This window comes from Enterobacter oligotrophicus (genome assembly GCF_009176645.1).
Lineage (GTDB): Bacteria > Pseudomonadota > Gammaproteobacteria > Enterobacterales > Enterobacteriaceae > Enterobacter > Enterobacter oligotrophicus.
Genome location: NZ_AP019007.1, coordinates 3,278,407 through 3,291,974, shown reverse-complemented (window position 1 = coordinate 3,291,974; position 13,568 = coordinate 3,278,407). Strand labels below are relative to the sequence as shown.

The 13,568-nt window shown below is 53.4% G+C and carries 12 protein-coding genes; 1 reads left to right on the top strand and 11 read right to left on the bottom strand.

Annotation, left to right across the window (positions count from 1 at the left end; all coding sequences use genetic code 11):
* Nucleotide 1 precedes the first annotated feature (1 nt).
* From mraY to leuO, 11 genes are all read right to left on the bottom strand, one after another.
* Nucleotides 2-1,084 (bottom strand): phospho-N-acetylmuramoyl-pentapeptide-transferase, encoded by a 1,083-nt coding sequence (mraY, locus tag EoCCA6_RS15780; RefSeq protein ID WP_003856353.1) that lies wholly within the window; start codon nucleotides 1,082-1,084, stop codon nucleotides 2-4.
* Nucleotides 1,078-2,436: a UDP-N-acetylmuramoyl-tripeptide--D-alanyl-D-alanine ligase gene (gene murF, locus EoCCA6_RS15775; protein ID WP_152083447.1), complete on the bottom strand. Its 1,359-nt coding sequence runs from the start codon at nucleotides 2,434-2,436 to the stop codon at nucleotides 1,078-1,080. The genes mraY and murF overlap by 7 nt, the downstream gene beginning before the upstream one ends.
* On the bottom strand, nucleotides 2,433-3,920 hold the full coding sequence (gene murE / locus EoCCA6_RS15770; RefSeq protein ID WP_152083446.1) for a UDP-N-acetylmuramoyl-L-alanyl-D-glutamate--2,6-diaminopimelate ligase: 1,488 nt from the start codon (nucleotides 3,918-3,920) through the stop codon (nucleotides 2,433-2,435). Before murE ends, murF begins: the two co-directional genes overlap by 4 nt.
* On the bottom strand, nucleotides 3,907-5,673 hold the full coding sequence (locus tag EoCCA6_RS15765) for a peptidoglycan glycosyltransferase FtsI (protein ID WP_152083445.1): 1,767 nt from the start codon (nucleotides 5,671-5,673) through the stop codon (nucleotides 3,907-3,909). Before EoCCA6_RS15765 ends, murE begins: the two co-directional genes overlap by 14 nt.
* A 15-nt stretch (nucleotides 5,674-5,688) precedes the next feature.
* The gene (ftsL, locus tag EoCCA6_RS15760; protein ID WP_014068894.1) at nucleotides 5,689-6,054 is read right to left on the bottom strand and encodes a cell division protein FtsL; all 366 of its coding nucleotides are present in this window, start codon (nucleotides 6,052-6,054) and stop codon (nucleotides 5,689-5,691) included.
* Nucleotides 6,051-6,992, bottom strand: a complete 942-nt coding sequence (gene rsmH, locus EoCCA6_RS15755) for a 16S rRNA (cytosine(1402)-N(4))-methyltransferase RsmH (RefSeq protein WP_013095568.1) — start codon at nucleotides 6,990-6,992, stop codon at nucleotides 6,051-6,053. The genes ftsL and rsmH overlap by 4 nt, the downstream gene beginning before the upstream one ends.
* A gap of 2 nt (nucleotides 6,993-6,994) precedes the next feature.
* The gene (mraZ, locus tag EoCCA6_RS15750; RefSeq protein ID WP_152083444.1) at nucleotides 6,995-7,453 is read right to left on the bottom strand and encodes a division/cell wall cluster transcriptional repressor MraZ; all 459 of its coding nucleotides are present in this window, start codon (nucleotides 7,451-7,453) and stop codon (nucleotides 6,995-6,997) included.
* Between the two features lie 600 nt (nucleotides 7,454-8,053).
* Nucleotides 8,054-9,058, bottom strand: coding sequence for a catabolite repressor/activator (cra, locus tag EoCCA6_RS15745; protein ID WP_013095565.1), 1,005 nt, complete (start codon nucleotides 9,056-9,058; stop codon nucleotides 8,054-8,056).
* Nucleotides 9,059-9,237: 179 nt separating this feature from the next.
* Entirely contained in the window at nucleotides 9,238-9,729 is a 492-nt protein-coding gene (gene ilvN / locus EoCCA6_RS15740; RefSeq protein ID WP_003856371.1) for an acetolactate synthase small subunit, read from the bottom strand.
* 1 nt (nucleotide 9,730) lies between these two features.
* Nucleotides 9,731-11,455 carry an acetolactate synthase 3 large subunit gene (gene ilvI, locus EoCCA6_RS15735; protein WP_152083443.1) on the bottom strand — a complete coding sequence of 575 codons (1,725 nt, stop codon included), beginning with the start codon at nucleotides 11,453-11,455 and terminating at the stop codon, nucleotides 9,731-9,733.
* Between the two features lie 379 nt (nucleotides 11,456-11,834).
* Nucleotides 11,835-12,779, bottom strand: a complete 945-nt coding sequence (gene leuO, locus EoCCA6_RS15730) for a transcriptional regulator LeuO (RefSeq protein WP_152083442.1) — start codon at nucleotides 12,777-12,779, stop codon at nucleotides 11,835-11,837.
* Between the two features lie 639 nt (nucleotides 12,780-13,418).
* On the opposite strand from leuO, the gene leuL reads away from it, so the two are divergent.
* Nucleotides 13,419-13,505 carry a leu operon leader peptide gene (gene leuL / locus EoCCA6_RS21770; RefSeq protein WP_148420167.1) on the top strand — a complete coding sequence of 29 codons (87 nt, stop codon included), beginning with the start codon at nucleotides 13,419-13,421 and terminating at the stop codon, nucleotides 13,503-13,505.
* Nucleotides 13,506-13,568 lie beyond the last annotated feature (63 nt).

The window sequence follows — 13,568 nt, the reverse complement described above, 5'->3', positions numbered from 1 at the left end:
ATTAACGTACCTTCAGCGTTGCCAGGCCAATCAGCACCAGCATCAGCGAAATAATCCAGAAGCGCACAATCACGCGCGGCTCCGGCCAGCCTTTCAGTTCATAGTGATGATGGATCGGTGCCATACGGAAGATGCGCTGACCGCGCAGCTTGAAGGAGCCGACCTGCAAAATCACTGACAGGGTCTCTACCACAAACACACCGCCCATGATCACCAGCAAGAACTCCTGACGCAGCAGCACGGCAATAATGCCCAGCGCACCACCCAGAGCCAGTGAACCCACGTCGCCCATAAAGACCTGCGCCGGATAAGTGTTAAACCACAGGAAGCCCAGCCCCGCCCCGACAATGGCCGTACAGACGATCACCAGCTCACCCGCGTGGCGCAGATACGGGATATGCAGGTAGTTAGCAAAATTCATGTTACCGGTCGCCCACGCCACCAGCGCAAACCCCCCCGCGACAAACACAGTCGGCATAATCGCCAGTCCATCCAGACCATCGGTCAGGTTGACGGCGTTACCCGTGCCAACAATCACGAAGTACGCCAGCAGGATGTAGAACAGTCCCAGTTGCGGCATCACGTCTTTAAAGAACGGCACCACCAGCTCGGTGGCTGGTGTGTCTTTTCCTGCCAGATACAGCGCGAAGGCCACGCCCAGCGCAATCACCGACATCCAGAAATACTTCCAGCGGGCAATCAGCCCCTTAGTATCTTTGCGTACAACCTTGCGATAATCATCGACAAAGCCGATGATCCCGTAGCCCACCAGAACGGTCAGCACACACCAGACATACGGGTTAGACGGATAAGCCCACAGCAGCACCGAAACGACGATCGCGGTCAGGATCATAATGCCGCCCATGGTCGGTGTACCGCGCTTGCTGAAGTGCGATTCCGGGCCATCGTTACGCACAACCTGGCCGAAAGAGAGTTTTTGCAGACGGGCAATCATGCGCGGGCCCATCCACAAGGAGATGAACAGCGCAGTCAGCAGGCTGACAATGGCGCGAAACGTCAGATAGGAAAAGACGTTAAAGCCTGAATAATATTTGACCAAATGTTCGGCCAGCCAAACTAACATGTCCCGTTCTCCTGTAATGCGTGCACAACCTCTTCCATGGCGGCACTACGTGAACCTTTAACTAAAACAGTCACAATTTGTTTTTGTGTAATCAACGCCTTCAGACGTTCAATCAATGCCGCTTTATCAGCAAAATGTTCGCCCACACCGCTGGCCTGGCTGATCGCCTGACTCAGTTTTCCTGCGCTCAGCACGCAGTCCAGCCCCGCCGCTTTCGCCGCTGCACCCACCTGGGTATGACAGGCTTCGCTTTCATCACCCAGTTCGGCCATATCGCCAACCACCATCACGCGGTAGCCCGGCATCTCGGACAGCACCTGCACCGCTGCCGTCATCGAACCGACGTTGGCGTTGTAGGAGTCATCCAGCAGCAGCTTGTTTTCCGCCAGTTGAATCGGGAACAGACGCCCCGGTACGGCTTTTAAATTTGCCAGCCCGGTTTTAATCGCCTCATGAGTCGCCCCTACCGCCATCGACAACGCCGCCGCCGCGAGCGCGTTAGCAATGTTATGGCGACCCGGCAGTGGCAGCAGCACATCAATGCCACCCGTTGGGGTAGTGAGCGTGAACTCCGTGCCGTGCGACGTCACATGGATATTGGTTGCGGTAAAATCGCTGTTGGCCGCATTCGGTGAGAAGCGCCAGGTCTTACGCGAACCGATGATACTCTGCCAGTTCAGCCAGTCATTGTTGTCGGCATTCATAATGGCGATACCGTCAGCCGGCAGGCCGGTGTAGATCTCACCTTTGGCTTTCGCCACGCCTTCCAGCGAACCGAAACCTTCCAGATGGGCAGCCGCCAGGTTGTTCACCAGCGCCGCTTCCGGGCGAGTGAGGCTCACGGTCCAGGCGATTTCGCCCTGGTGGTTTGCCCCTAACTCGATCACCGCAAACTCGTGTTCTTTGGTCAGGCGAAGTAATGTCATCGGCACGCCGATGTCATTATTGAGATTGCCTGCGGTATAAAGTGTGTTTCCGCACTGGCCGAGGATCGCCGCCGTCATCTCTTTGACGGACGTTTTACCTGACGAGCCCGTCAGCGCCACAACGCGCGTCGGAACCTGCTGACGCACCCAGGCAGCCAGCTCACCGAACGCCAGACGCGTATCATTCACCACAATCTGCGGCAGATCGATATCGAGCTTGCGGCTGACCAGCAGCGCGCCCGCACCGTTCTCTTTAGCCTGCTGTGCAAAATCATGTGCGTCAAAACGCTCACCTTTTAGCGCCACAAACAGACAACCTGCGGACACTTTGCGGGTATCGGTAGTCACGGCGTCAATGGTCAGATCCTGACCCAGCAACTCGCCGTGCAGTACCGCAGCGGCCTGGCTTAGCGTGAGGCTAATCATGCCACCACTCCCAGCAGACGCGCTGCCGTTACACGGTCCGAGTAATCCAGACGGCGATTGCCAACAATTTGATAATCTTCATGGCCTTTACCGGCCAGCAGCACCACATCGTTTTCCTGTGCCTGCATGATGGCGTTGGTCACAGCTTCCGCCCGGCCTTCCACCACACGTGCGCGACCGGCGTCCAGCATACCCGCCAGAATGTCGTTAATGATGGCGCGCGGCTCTTCGGTACGCGGGTTGTCATCGGTCACAACCGGAATATCCGCAAACTGCTCAGCAATCGCGCCCATCAGGGGGCGTTTGCCCTTATCGCGATCGCCGCCACAGCCAAATACACACCAGAGCTTACCGGCGCAGTGCAGACGCGCCGCTTCCAGCGCTTTTTCCAGCGCATCTGGCGTGTGGGCATAATCAACCACGACCGTTGGTTTACCCGGCGCGCTGAACACTTCCATGCGGCCACAAACCGGTTGCAGACGCTCAGCAGTCTTCAACAGTTCAGCCATCGGATACCCCAGCGCCAGCAGTGTCGCCAGCGCCAGCAGCAGGTTGCTGACGTTAAACGCCCCCATCAGGCGGCTTTCAATTTCACCTTCGCCCCATGAGGAAGCAAAGCGGATTGTCGCCCCGCTGTCGTGATACTTCACCTCAACCGCCTTCAGCCAGCGGCCATGGCAGTTCGGGTTAATATGATCTTCCATCGATACCGCAACGGCGTCTGGCAGTTTAGCCAGCCAGCGGCGACCGACTTCGTCGTCGGCGTTAATGATGGCCTGACCGTGGTGATGCGTGGAGTAGAGCAGCCATTTCGCGGCCTCGTAATGCTCCATATCACCATGATAATCAAGATGATCGCGGCTCAGATTAGTGAATACAGATGCAGCAAACTTAAGCGCCGCCACGCGATGCTGTACCAGCCCGTGAGAAGAGACTTCCATCGCGGCGAAGGTCGCCCCCTGCCCTGCCAGACCGGCAAGCACGTGCTGCACGTCTACCGCCGAGCCGGTGGTGTTTTCGGTCGGGCTGACTTTGCCCAGCAGACCGTTACCCACGGTGCCCATCACCGCACCGGTTTCACCGAGCAGCTGCGCCCATTGCGCCATCAGTTGCGTGGTGGTGGTTTTTCCGTTCGTGCCCGTTACGCCAACCAGACGCAGCTGGTCAGAAGGTTCGTGATAGAAACGTCCTGCCAGCGCAGAAAGACGCTCATTTAACTGGCTGAGATAGATGACCGGCACACCGTGCATTTCACGGATTTCGCCGTCGGTTGCCTCATCTTTGGCCTCAGCAATAATGGCAGCAACACCTTGCGCAATCGCCTGCGGGATATAACGACGCCCGTCCGCCTGATGACCGACCACCGCCACAAAAAGATCGCCAGAAGCAGCCACGCGGCTGTCCAGTACCATCTCTCGCAGTGCTCGCTCCGGTGCACCTGGCACCCACGGAGCGAGAAGGTCGCGCAAATTACGATCTGCCACCTGTACCCTCGCCTTGATTAATTACAAATTCACTTTTTTCGCCCGTCGCCAGCGCATCCGGTTCAATGTTCATGGTGCGCAATACGCCGCCCATGATAGCCCCGAACACAGGTGCGGAGACGGCACCGCCGTAGTATTTACCCGCCTGTGGATCGTTAATGACGACCACCAGCGCAAAACGCGGATTGCTTGCAGGCGCAACGCCTGCGGTATAGGCAATGTATTTGTTGATGTAGCGGCCATCCGGCCCCACCTTTTTCGCCGTACCGGTTTTAATCGCGATGCGATAGCCTTTGATCGCCGCCTTCACGCCACCGCCGCCCGGCAGCGCCACGCTTTCCATCATATGGACGACGGTACGAACGATAGATTCCGGGAAGATACGCTCGCCCGGAACCGGTGGATCAACTTTGGTAATCGACAGCGGGCGATAGACGCCATAGCTGCCGATCGTTGCGTAGACTCGCGCTAACTGTAACGGGGTTACCATTAGCCCGTAGCCGAAAGAGAAGGTGGCCCTCTCTATGTCAGACCACCGTTGTTTTTGAGGATATAAGCCACTGCGTTCTCCGACCAACCCCAAATTGGTCGCCTTTCCAAGCCCAAAACGTGAGTAAGTCTCTACTAACGCTGAGGACGGCATCGCTAACGCCAGCTTTGAAACACCGACGTTACTCGACTTCTGTAAGACCCCGGTCAGGGTCAGTTCGCTGTAACGGGCCACATCTTTGATTTCATGGCCGTTAATGCGGTAAGGGATCGTATTCAGAACGGTACTTTCGTTGACGATGCCGCGCTGTAGCGCCGTCATCACCACCATCGGTTTTACGGTAGATCCCGGTTCGAACACGTCCGTGATCGCCCGGTTACGCATCGCATCTTTCGCGGTGCCTGTGAAGTTGTTCGGGTTATAAGACGGGCTGTTGGCCATCGCCAGCACTTCGCCCGTGCTGACATCCACCAGCACGGCGCTGCCGGATTCCGCCTTGTTAAAGGCGACAGCGTTGTTCAGCTCGCGATACACCAGCGCCTGCAAACGTTCATCAATGCTCAGCGCCAGGTTGTGCGCGGCCTGGCTGTCCGTGGAAGAGATATCTTCAATGACGCGGCCATAACGGTCTTTACGCACGATACGCTCGCCCGGCTGACCGGTGAGCCACTTATCAAAGCTCTTTTCAACGCCCTCAATCCCCTGGCTATCGACGTTGGTGAAGCCAATGAGGTGAGCAGTTACTTCGCCGGAAGGATAGTAACGACGTGATTCCTCACGCAGGTGAATCCCCGGCAGTTTCAGTTTTCGGATGTAGTCCGCCATGTCAGGGTTCACCTGACGCGCGAGATAGATAAAACGCCCTTTCGGGTTGGCGTTAACGCGGGAGGCCAGCTGATCCAGCGGCATTTTCAGGGCATCAGAAAGCGCTTTCCAGCGGTTATCCAGCGTAATGCCCCCTGCATCGTGCAGCTCTTTCGGATCGGCCCAGATCGCCTTCACCGGCACGCTCACCGCCAGCGGACGGCCGGAACGGTCGGTGATCATCCCACGAGACGTGGACACTTCCTGGACGCGAAGAGAGCGCATGTCACCCTGGCGAACCAGCATGTCAGGGGCGATGATTTGCAACCAGGCCACGCGTCCCAGCAGGAAACCCAGCGCCAGTAAAATGCAGCCGCAAAGCAACGCAAAACGCCAACTGACAAAGTTGGCCTGTTCTTCCTGACGTTTTGGTTTTAGCGTTTTTGCCGCTGCTCTCATGCGTCGCGTTTTCCCTTATTTTTGTACTACGATATTTTCCTGCGAAGGATCAACATGCTGCAGTTGCAGCTTTTCCGTTGCGATCCGTTCAACCCGGCTGTGATCGCCGAGCGCGTTTTCTTCCAGGATCAGGTTTCGCCATTCAATATCCAGCGCATCGCGTTCCAGTACCATCTGTTCGCGCTGCGCAGTTAATAAACGGGTGTGGTGGGCCGTGGTGACCACCGTTACTGCCGTCACAATGATGCAAATGAACAAGCAGAGTGGCAGTTTCCCGAACCGCAAAAGATCGTCGCCGATCACGCCAGGCAAGGCATGGCGCTCGTTGCTTCCTAACGATCCCTTAACTTTGCTGAGGGTTTCTGTCACTCTGCTGATCATGCGTTCGTCCTTTCTGCAATACGCAGCACTGAACTACGGGCACGTGGATTCTCTGCCACCTCTTCTTCGCCCGGCATCAACTTGCCTAATGCTCGCAACTGACGGCCACCCAGCTTCCTGAGTTGTTCTTCCGTCATCGGCAACCCCGCAGGAACCTGAGGACCGCGGCTTTGTTCACGCATAAAGCGTTTCACAATGCGGTCTTCCAGCGAATGGAAGCTGATGATGGATAACCGCCCACCTGGGGCCAGCACGTCGAGCGAGCTTTTTAGCGCCAGCTCTATTTCCTCCAGTTCACTGTTTACCCAGATGCGAACCGCCTGGAAGGTACGGGTCGCGGGATGTTTGTGCTTATCCTTCACCGGCGTTGCTGCCGCGATAACCTCTGCCAGCTCTTTGGTGCGGGTCATCGGCTCAATACGGTTACGCTCAACGATGGCGCGTGCAATGCGTTTGCCAAAACGCTCTTCGCCGAAGGTTTTGATCACCCAGGCAATATCCGCTTCGTCAGCGGTTTGTAACCACTCTGCAGCAGACTGACCGCGCGTTGGGTCCATACGCATGTCCAGCGGACCATCGCGCATAAAGGAGAAACCGCGTTCGGCGTCATCAAGCTGGGGTGAAGAGACGCCAAGATCGAGAAGAATCCCGTCGATCTTGCCCGTCAGACCGCGCTCGGCAACGTAATCCGCGAGCGCAGAGAAAGGTCCATGCACGATGGAAAAGCGTGGGTCATCGATGGTTTGCGCAACGGCAATCGCCTGCGGATCGCGATCGATTGCCAGCAGGCGTCCTTCCGCTCCAAGCTGAGAGAGGATCAGACGCGAATGACCACCGCGACCAAAAGTGCCATCAATGTAGATGCCGTCCGGACGAATATTCAGGCCGTTAACGGCCTCATCCAGCAACACCGTTGTATGTTTATAATTTTCCATCATATTTATAGAGACAAGTCCTGCAGCCGTTCCGATAATGTCGCGGAATCAGACTGCTCAGCGTCGATATCTTCCTTGACCTGTTGATACCAGGTCGTTTCGTCCCACAGTTCAAACTTGTTGAACTGCCCGACCAGCATCACTTCTTTGGTCAGACCGGCATGTTGCCGCAACACAGGCGCAATCAGTAATCGCCCTGCACTATCCATCTGACACTCACTGGCATGTCCCAATAACAGCCGCTGCACGCGGCGTTCCTGCGGGTTCATGCTCGACAGTCGCGACAGCTTTTGCTCAATAATTTCCCATTCAGGCAAAGGGTAAAGCAGCAGGCAGGGGGAGTTGATGTCAATGGTGCAAACCATTTGACCTGAAGCGTTCTCAATCAGCCGGTCGCGGTATCGGGTTGGCACCGATAAACGCCCTTTGCTGTCGAGATTGACTAACGTTGCTCCACGGAACATGCCAGCCTCACCCCTCCTCACCACTTTAACCCACAAATTCCCACCTAAAGGAGTTTACGGAGCGAGGGAAAACCTTGTCAAGCCAGGACTGTCGCTATACAGACCCGAAAGCCCGCTATTTACGAAGATATCCCGACCTGATTAATAACTGCACAACTGGCGAGGCAAAATTAACGTTATGAATATTTGTAAGAAAAAAACCGAATATGCACACGAGCGTTAAGACTCACTCAATATCATCGCAGGGAAATATAAAGTGTCAGTTTGCGACGCGGGCAGCATTTTAAGACATATTCGCAGGGGATAACAGCGCCAGTTTCATGACGGGGACGCCTGAACACACAAGCAGGCTGGCAGGTTAAGAGGGAGAATGGAAAAACGTCTGAATATTCATCATCTGAATGACGTTTGTAACAAAATAATACATAAACGCTGTTTAAAAAGCAGATGAATTTTCTTTTAACGATGATTTAAAAGGGCAATACGAATTAAGACTAAGAGCAGGGTAAAATTCCTAAAGAATTATCCTAATTTTTCTCCGGGAATTATCTTTCCACGTTTTTTACAAAATGGGGCAGCTTCGCTACCCCTGCCATTTATTCAGTGACGGCTCAAAATGCCGCGACGATAGAGATTACGTTTGATGCGAGTCAGCCCCGGTTTCGGTTTACGTGGCTCATCAAGGCTCGCGAGCACAATTTCAAGCACGCGTTCAGCAACGTCGCGATGGCGCTGAGCAACAGCCAGCACAGGACATTGCAGGAAATCGAGTAGCTCGTTATCCCCAAACGTCGCAATCGCCAGATCGGACGGCAGCTTTCCGTCACGACGTAACGTCACATCCATCACCCCCTGTAACAACGCAAACGAGGTGGTGAACAGGGCCTGCGGCATGGGATGCGTTTCCAGCCATTTTTCGAACAGTTGCGCTGCGGCTTCACGTTCATAGCTGTTGGCATAAAGATAGTGAACTTCACGCGGATCGTCTTTCCAGGCCGTCCTGAACCCCTGTTCGCGCAGAAAGCTCACAGAAAGCTCCGGCAACGCACCAAGATACAGCACCGTTTCAGCCGGGAAAGTTCTCAGCTCAGCAGCCAGCATTTCTGCATCGTCCTGATCGGCACCCACTACACTGGTGAAATGTTCACGATCCAGCGCCCGATCCAGCGCCACAATCGGGAACGGATCGTTTGCCCAGCGCTGATAGAACGGATGCTCCGGCGGTAAAGAGGTGGAGACGATGATCGCATCAACCTGACGCTGAAGCAGATGCTCAATGCAACGCATTTCGTTGTCTGGCTGGTCTTCCGAACAGGCGATCAGTAACTGATAGCCGCGCTGGCGAGCCTGACGTTCAAGGTAGTTGGCGATACGGGTATAGCTGGTGTTTTCCAGGTCTGGGATCACCAGACCAATAGAGCGGGTGCGTCCGGCACGTAAACCGGCTGCGACAGCATTCGGATGGTAGTTATGCTCACGAACCACCGCCATGACTTTTTCAACGGTCTTATCGCTGACACGGTACTGCTTTGCTTTACCGTTAATCACATAGCTGGCCGTAGTTCGTGACACGCCGGCTAGCCGGGCGATTTCATCCAGTTTCACAATTGCCCCTCAAAAAAAGAAAAGAGTCCATGGCCTTGTCAGGGTTATGGTTAAATCTTTTAACATCTAAACGCAGAAAAGCCTTCGCGGCAACCGCTTTTATCTGCGTTGTCGGCTGATTACACAAAAAAAAGCCCGGCTTTGATGACCGGGCTGAAAGAGGCGAACCTTTTTGACAACTAACGCATGATTTTATCGCCACGTGAAAGGCCAACGACCCCCGAACGCGCGACTTCAACAATTTTTGCCACATCCCGCACAGAGGCCAGGAAAGCATCCAGCTTGTCGCTCGTTCCGGCAAGCTGCACAGTATATATAGAAGGTGTAACGTCGATAATTTGTCCGCGGAAGATGTCCGTGTTGCGTTTGACCTCTTCACGGCCGTAGCCGCTGGCCTGGATTTTCACCAGCATAACTTCTCGCTCAACGTAAGCGCCCTGCCCCAGTTCACTGACGCGCAACACATCGACGAGCTTGTGCAGTTGTTTTTCGATCTGCTCAAGGACTTTGGCGTCACCGACGGTCTGGATGGTCATACGCGACAGCGTCGGATCGTCGGTCGGTGCCACGGTCAGGCTTTCGATATTGTAGCCGCGCTGTGCAAAAAGCCCGATGACGCGGGACAATGCGCCTGACTCGTTTTCCAGTAATACAGATAATATCCGGCGCATATCAGGTTCTCTCCGTTTTGCTTAACCACATTTCGTCCATACCACCACCGCGTATGTGCATCGGATAAACGTGCTCTGCGCCGTCGACGATAACATCCACAAAAACGAGGCGATTGTTTTTGACGTGCTCAAGCGCTTCACTGAGTTTTGCTTCAAGCTCTGCAGGCTCGGTTACGCGCATGCCGACATGACCGTAAGCCTCGGCCAGGCGGACAAAATCCGGCAGTGACGTCATATACGACTGAGAGTGACGACCGGAGTAAATCATATCCTGCCACTGCTTCACCATGCCGAGGTAACCATTATTCAGGTTCAGGACCAGCACCGGCAGCTCATACTGCAGCGCCGTAGACAGTTCCTGAATATTCATCTGAATACTGCCGTCACCCGTCACGCAGATCACGGTTTCATTCGGTAACGCCAGTTTCACGCCCAGTGCAGCGGGCAGACCAAAGCCCATCGTCCCCAGCCCACCGGAGTTGATCCAGTGTCGCGGTTTATCAAACGGGTAATAAAGCGCAGCAAACATCTGATGCTGGCCCACGTCAGAGGTCACATACGCGTCGCCTTTCGTCAAACGCCAGATAGTCTCGATCACCGCCTGTGGCTTGATGTTTTCACTTTGCGTGTCGTATTTCAGGCACTGACGCCCACGCCACTGTTCAATCTGTTGCCACCAGTCGCGGATCTCATCCAGCGGTTGGGAGGCCGTCTCATGTGCCAGCAGATCAAGCATCTGATCCAGCACCTGTCGGGCATCACCCACGATCGGGACATCGGCCGGAACGGTTTTAGAGATAGACGTCGGATCGATATCGATGTGAAGCACTGTTGCATTCGGGCAATATTTTGCCAGGTTATTGGTCGTTCGATCGTCAAAACGCACGCCCACGGCGAAGATTACATCAGAATTGTGCATCGTCATGTTGGCTTCATAGGTGCCATGCATACCCAACATGCCCAGCGCCTGACGGTGCGTGGCCGGGAATGCGCCCAGCCCCATCAGCGACGATGCCACAGGAAGATTTAGCCTTTCAACCAGCGTGCGCAATTGTGCTTCGCATGCTGAGTTCACTGCGCCGCCACCCACATAGACAACCGGTTTTTTGGCCGCCAGCAGAGTTTGCAGCGCGCGCTTAATCTGACCTTTATGCCCTTGCGTCGTCGGGTTGTAGGAGCGCATGCTCACGGATTCCGGCCAGACGTAAGGGAGCTTATTCGCCGGGTTCAGAATATCTTTCGGCAGATCGACAACGACAGGGCCTGGACGTCCGCTCGCCGCCAGCCAGAAGGCTTTTTTCAGTACCCCCGGAATGTCCTCCGTTTGCTTCACCAGGAAACTGTGCTTAACGACAGGGCGAGAAATCCCCACCATGTCACACTCCTGGAACGCATCGTACCCAATCAGCGAGGTTGCAACCTGCCCGGAAAGAATGACCAGCGGGATAGAGTCCATATACGCCGTGGCGATCCCGGTAATGGCATTGGTTGCCCCTGGGCCAGATGTGACCAGCACAACGCCCACCTCACCGGTTGCACGCGCCAGCCCGTCAGCCATATGTACAGCCGCCTGCTCGTGGCGAACTAACACATGATCAATACCACCCACCGTGTGGAGTGCATCGTAAATGTCGAGGACCGCGCCTCCGGGATAGCCAAATACTTGCTTCACGCCCTGATCGATAAGCGATCGGACGACCATTTCCGCGCCAGACAACATCTCCATGCTTTGCCTCCAGGCTTTTTGTTATAGACGGGCAGCAGAATTCATTTCCACGCCGTCTTCTGACAGGGTTGAACCCATCTTATATTTTGCAGAGTGATTGTTACCTTAACCGCTCGTTATAAGGCAGGCAATTAGCAAACCGGGAAAGGCAAACGCTAAATAAAGAAGAAAAAGCAGGCATCACGGAGGGTTATGGTGAATTCCTCTGGAATAAGAGCTGGCGATAATAATTCATCGCTTAAAAGTGAGAAGATTCAGGAAATCATCTATTTTTGAGTGTACGGGTTACACCAAAAAAAATTCACGCAGAAGAATATATTGAGATACCTAAAAATAGCAGGATAAATCGCACACCTTGATGCGATTTATCCCGGTAGATTTACCGACGGCAAACGCTAACAAGCAACTCTTCCATCCATTGATGCCCCTTATCGCGGCCAGCCGCTTCGTGCCAGGAAAGGTAACAGGTGCGGCTATTTAGCTTGAGCGGCAATGGCAGAATTTGCAGGTTAAGCTGGTCAGAAAACTCTTCTGCCAGCCAGCGCGGCGCTATGGCGACAAGCTGGGTCTGAGAGACAACATTTAATACGCTCACCATCGCCATGCCCTGATAAGCGACGCTGGCTTGTTTATCTGCGGTGTCATACCACGGCTGGCTGAATGAAGCATATCTGTCGAGAGCAACAACGGCATGCTGTTCACTATAAACATCACTTTCACGCAAAGGAGAATTCATACGCGGATGTTTTTTACTGGCGACTAAAACCATTTCATCTTTAAACAGCGGCACACAGGAGAACTCCGGACGACGAAACTCTTCGTATCCCAGAACAAACTCAGTTTCCTGATAACGAAGCTGATGCTCGGTGTTCTGATTTAATGATGATTTAAATACCAGGTGAATATTCGGCGCAATCTCTTCAACTTTGTTGTATATAACAGAAGTTAAATAATTATCTAACGGGCTACAAACACAAAGATGGAAAACACGCTCGCTGCTTAAGGGTTCAAAACCCGAACCTGGCAGCTCATTTTGTACCAGTTGTAACGCCTGGCGAATTGAACCGAAAAGCTGGAATGCACGCGCAGTGGGTTGTATCCCCCGCCCATAACGAACGAACAATTCGTCATTAAACATGACCTTGAGCCTGGCCACGGCGTTACTCACGGCCGGTTGTGACATGCCAAGCGATTGGGCCGCGCGCGTAATATTCTGCTCCTGCATAACCGCGTCAAACACGGTTAACAGATTGAGATCCACTGTGCGTAACTGAGGTTTAACCCCGTCATAGGACTGAGGTTGATTAATATTATTTTCTGGCATTTCTGACTCCACTGTCACGCTAAACTCCCTTTGCCAAAGTACAGTAATAAGTTCGAAAAATATGATTTACCATGCATATACAACCAGCGAAAGAGAATTATTTAAAATTCGGAAAATATAAAGAACACCCCATCAAAAGATTACATTTCGCATCTTCGTGATGAAGCGTTAAAAATCGGTTCAAATGATAACAATAACATTAGGGTTGGCATGAAACCATAAACCAGACAAATAAACAATCTCCCTTCAGGTTAATGATGACTTAAGTATTATTAAACTATTAATACCAGGCCATGTTCGTGGGTTAACAATCTGATATCATAATGCCCCTGCCATGCACCGTTAAACTATTCACGACATCTATAAATTAATGAAATCAAAAACATTTTATTTCGCAGCGCGACAATAAACAAATTATGTTGAATTGATACTAATTATATTTAAATCATTCCAGAAATGAATAGCCACTCCGGGCGCAGGCAATTAAATCGGTCTCAAACGAAAAATCCAGCACAATTAGCTAAAGCTGATGCCCGGCACCAGCACACGGCCAGGCTCGTTTTTACCCGGCAGGGGTTGACATGAATCTCCGTATCCAGTACCACTAAAAGCATAACGTATTTAACTGGAGCATGATTCATGATTCGCACCCTTCGTTTCACCGGTCTACTACTACTAAACGCATTCACTGTGCGCGGTAGACTGGCGGGCGAAATTCAGCGTTGAATCGTCACCAGTAACACTAAGAACCCGCGCCACTGCGCGGGTTTTTTTATGCTCGTAGCAAGG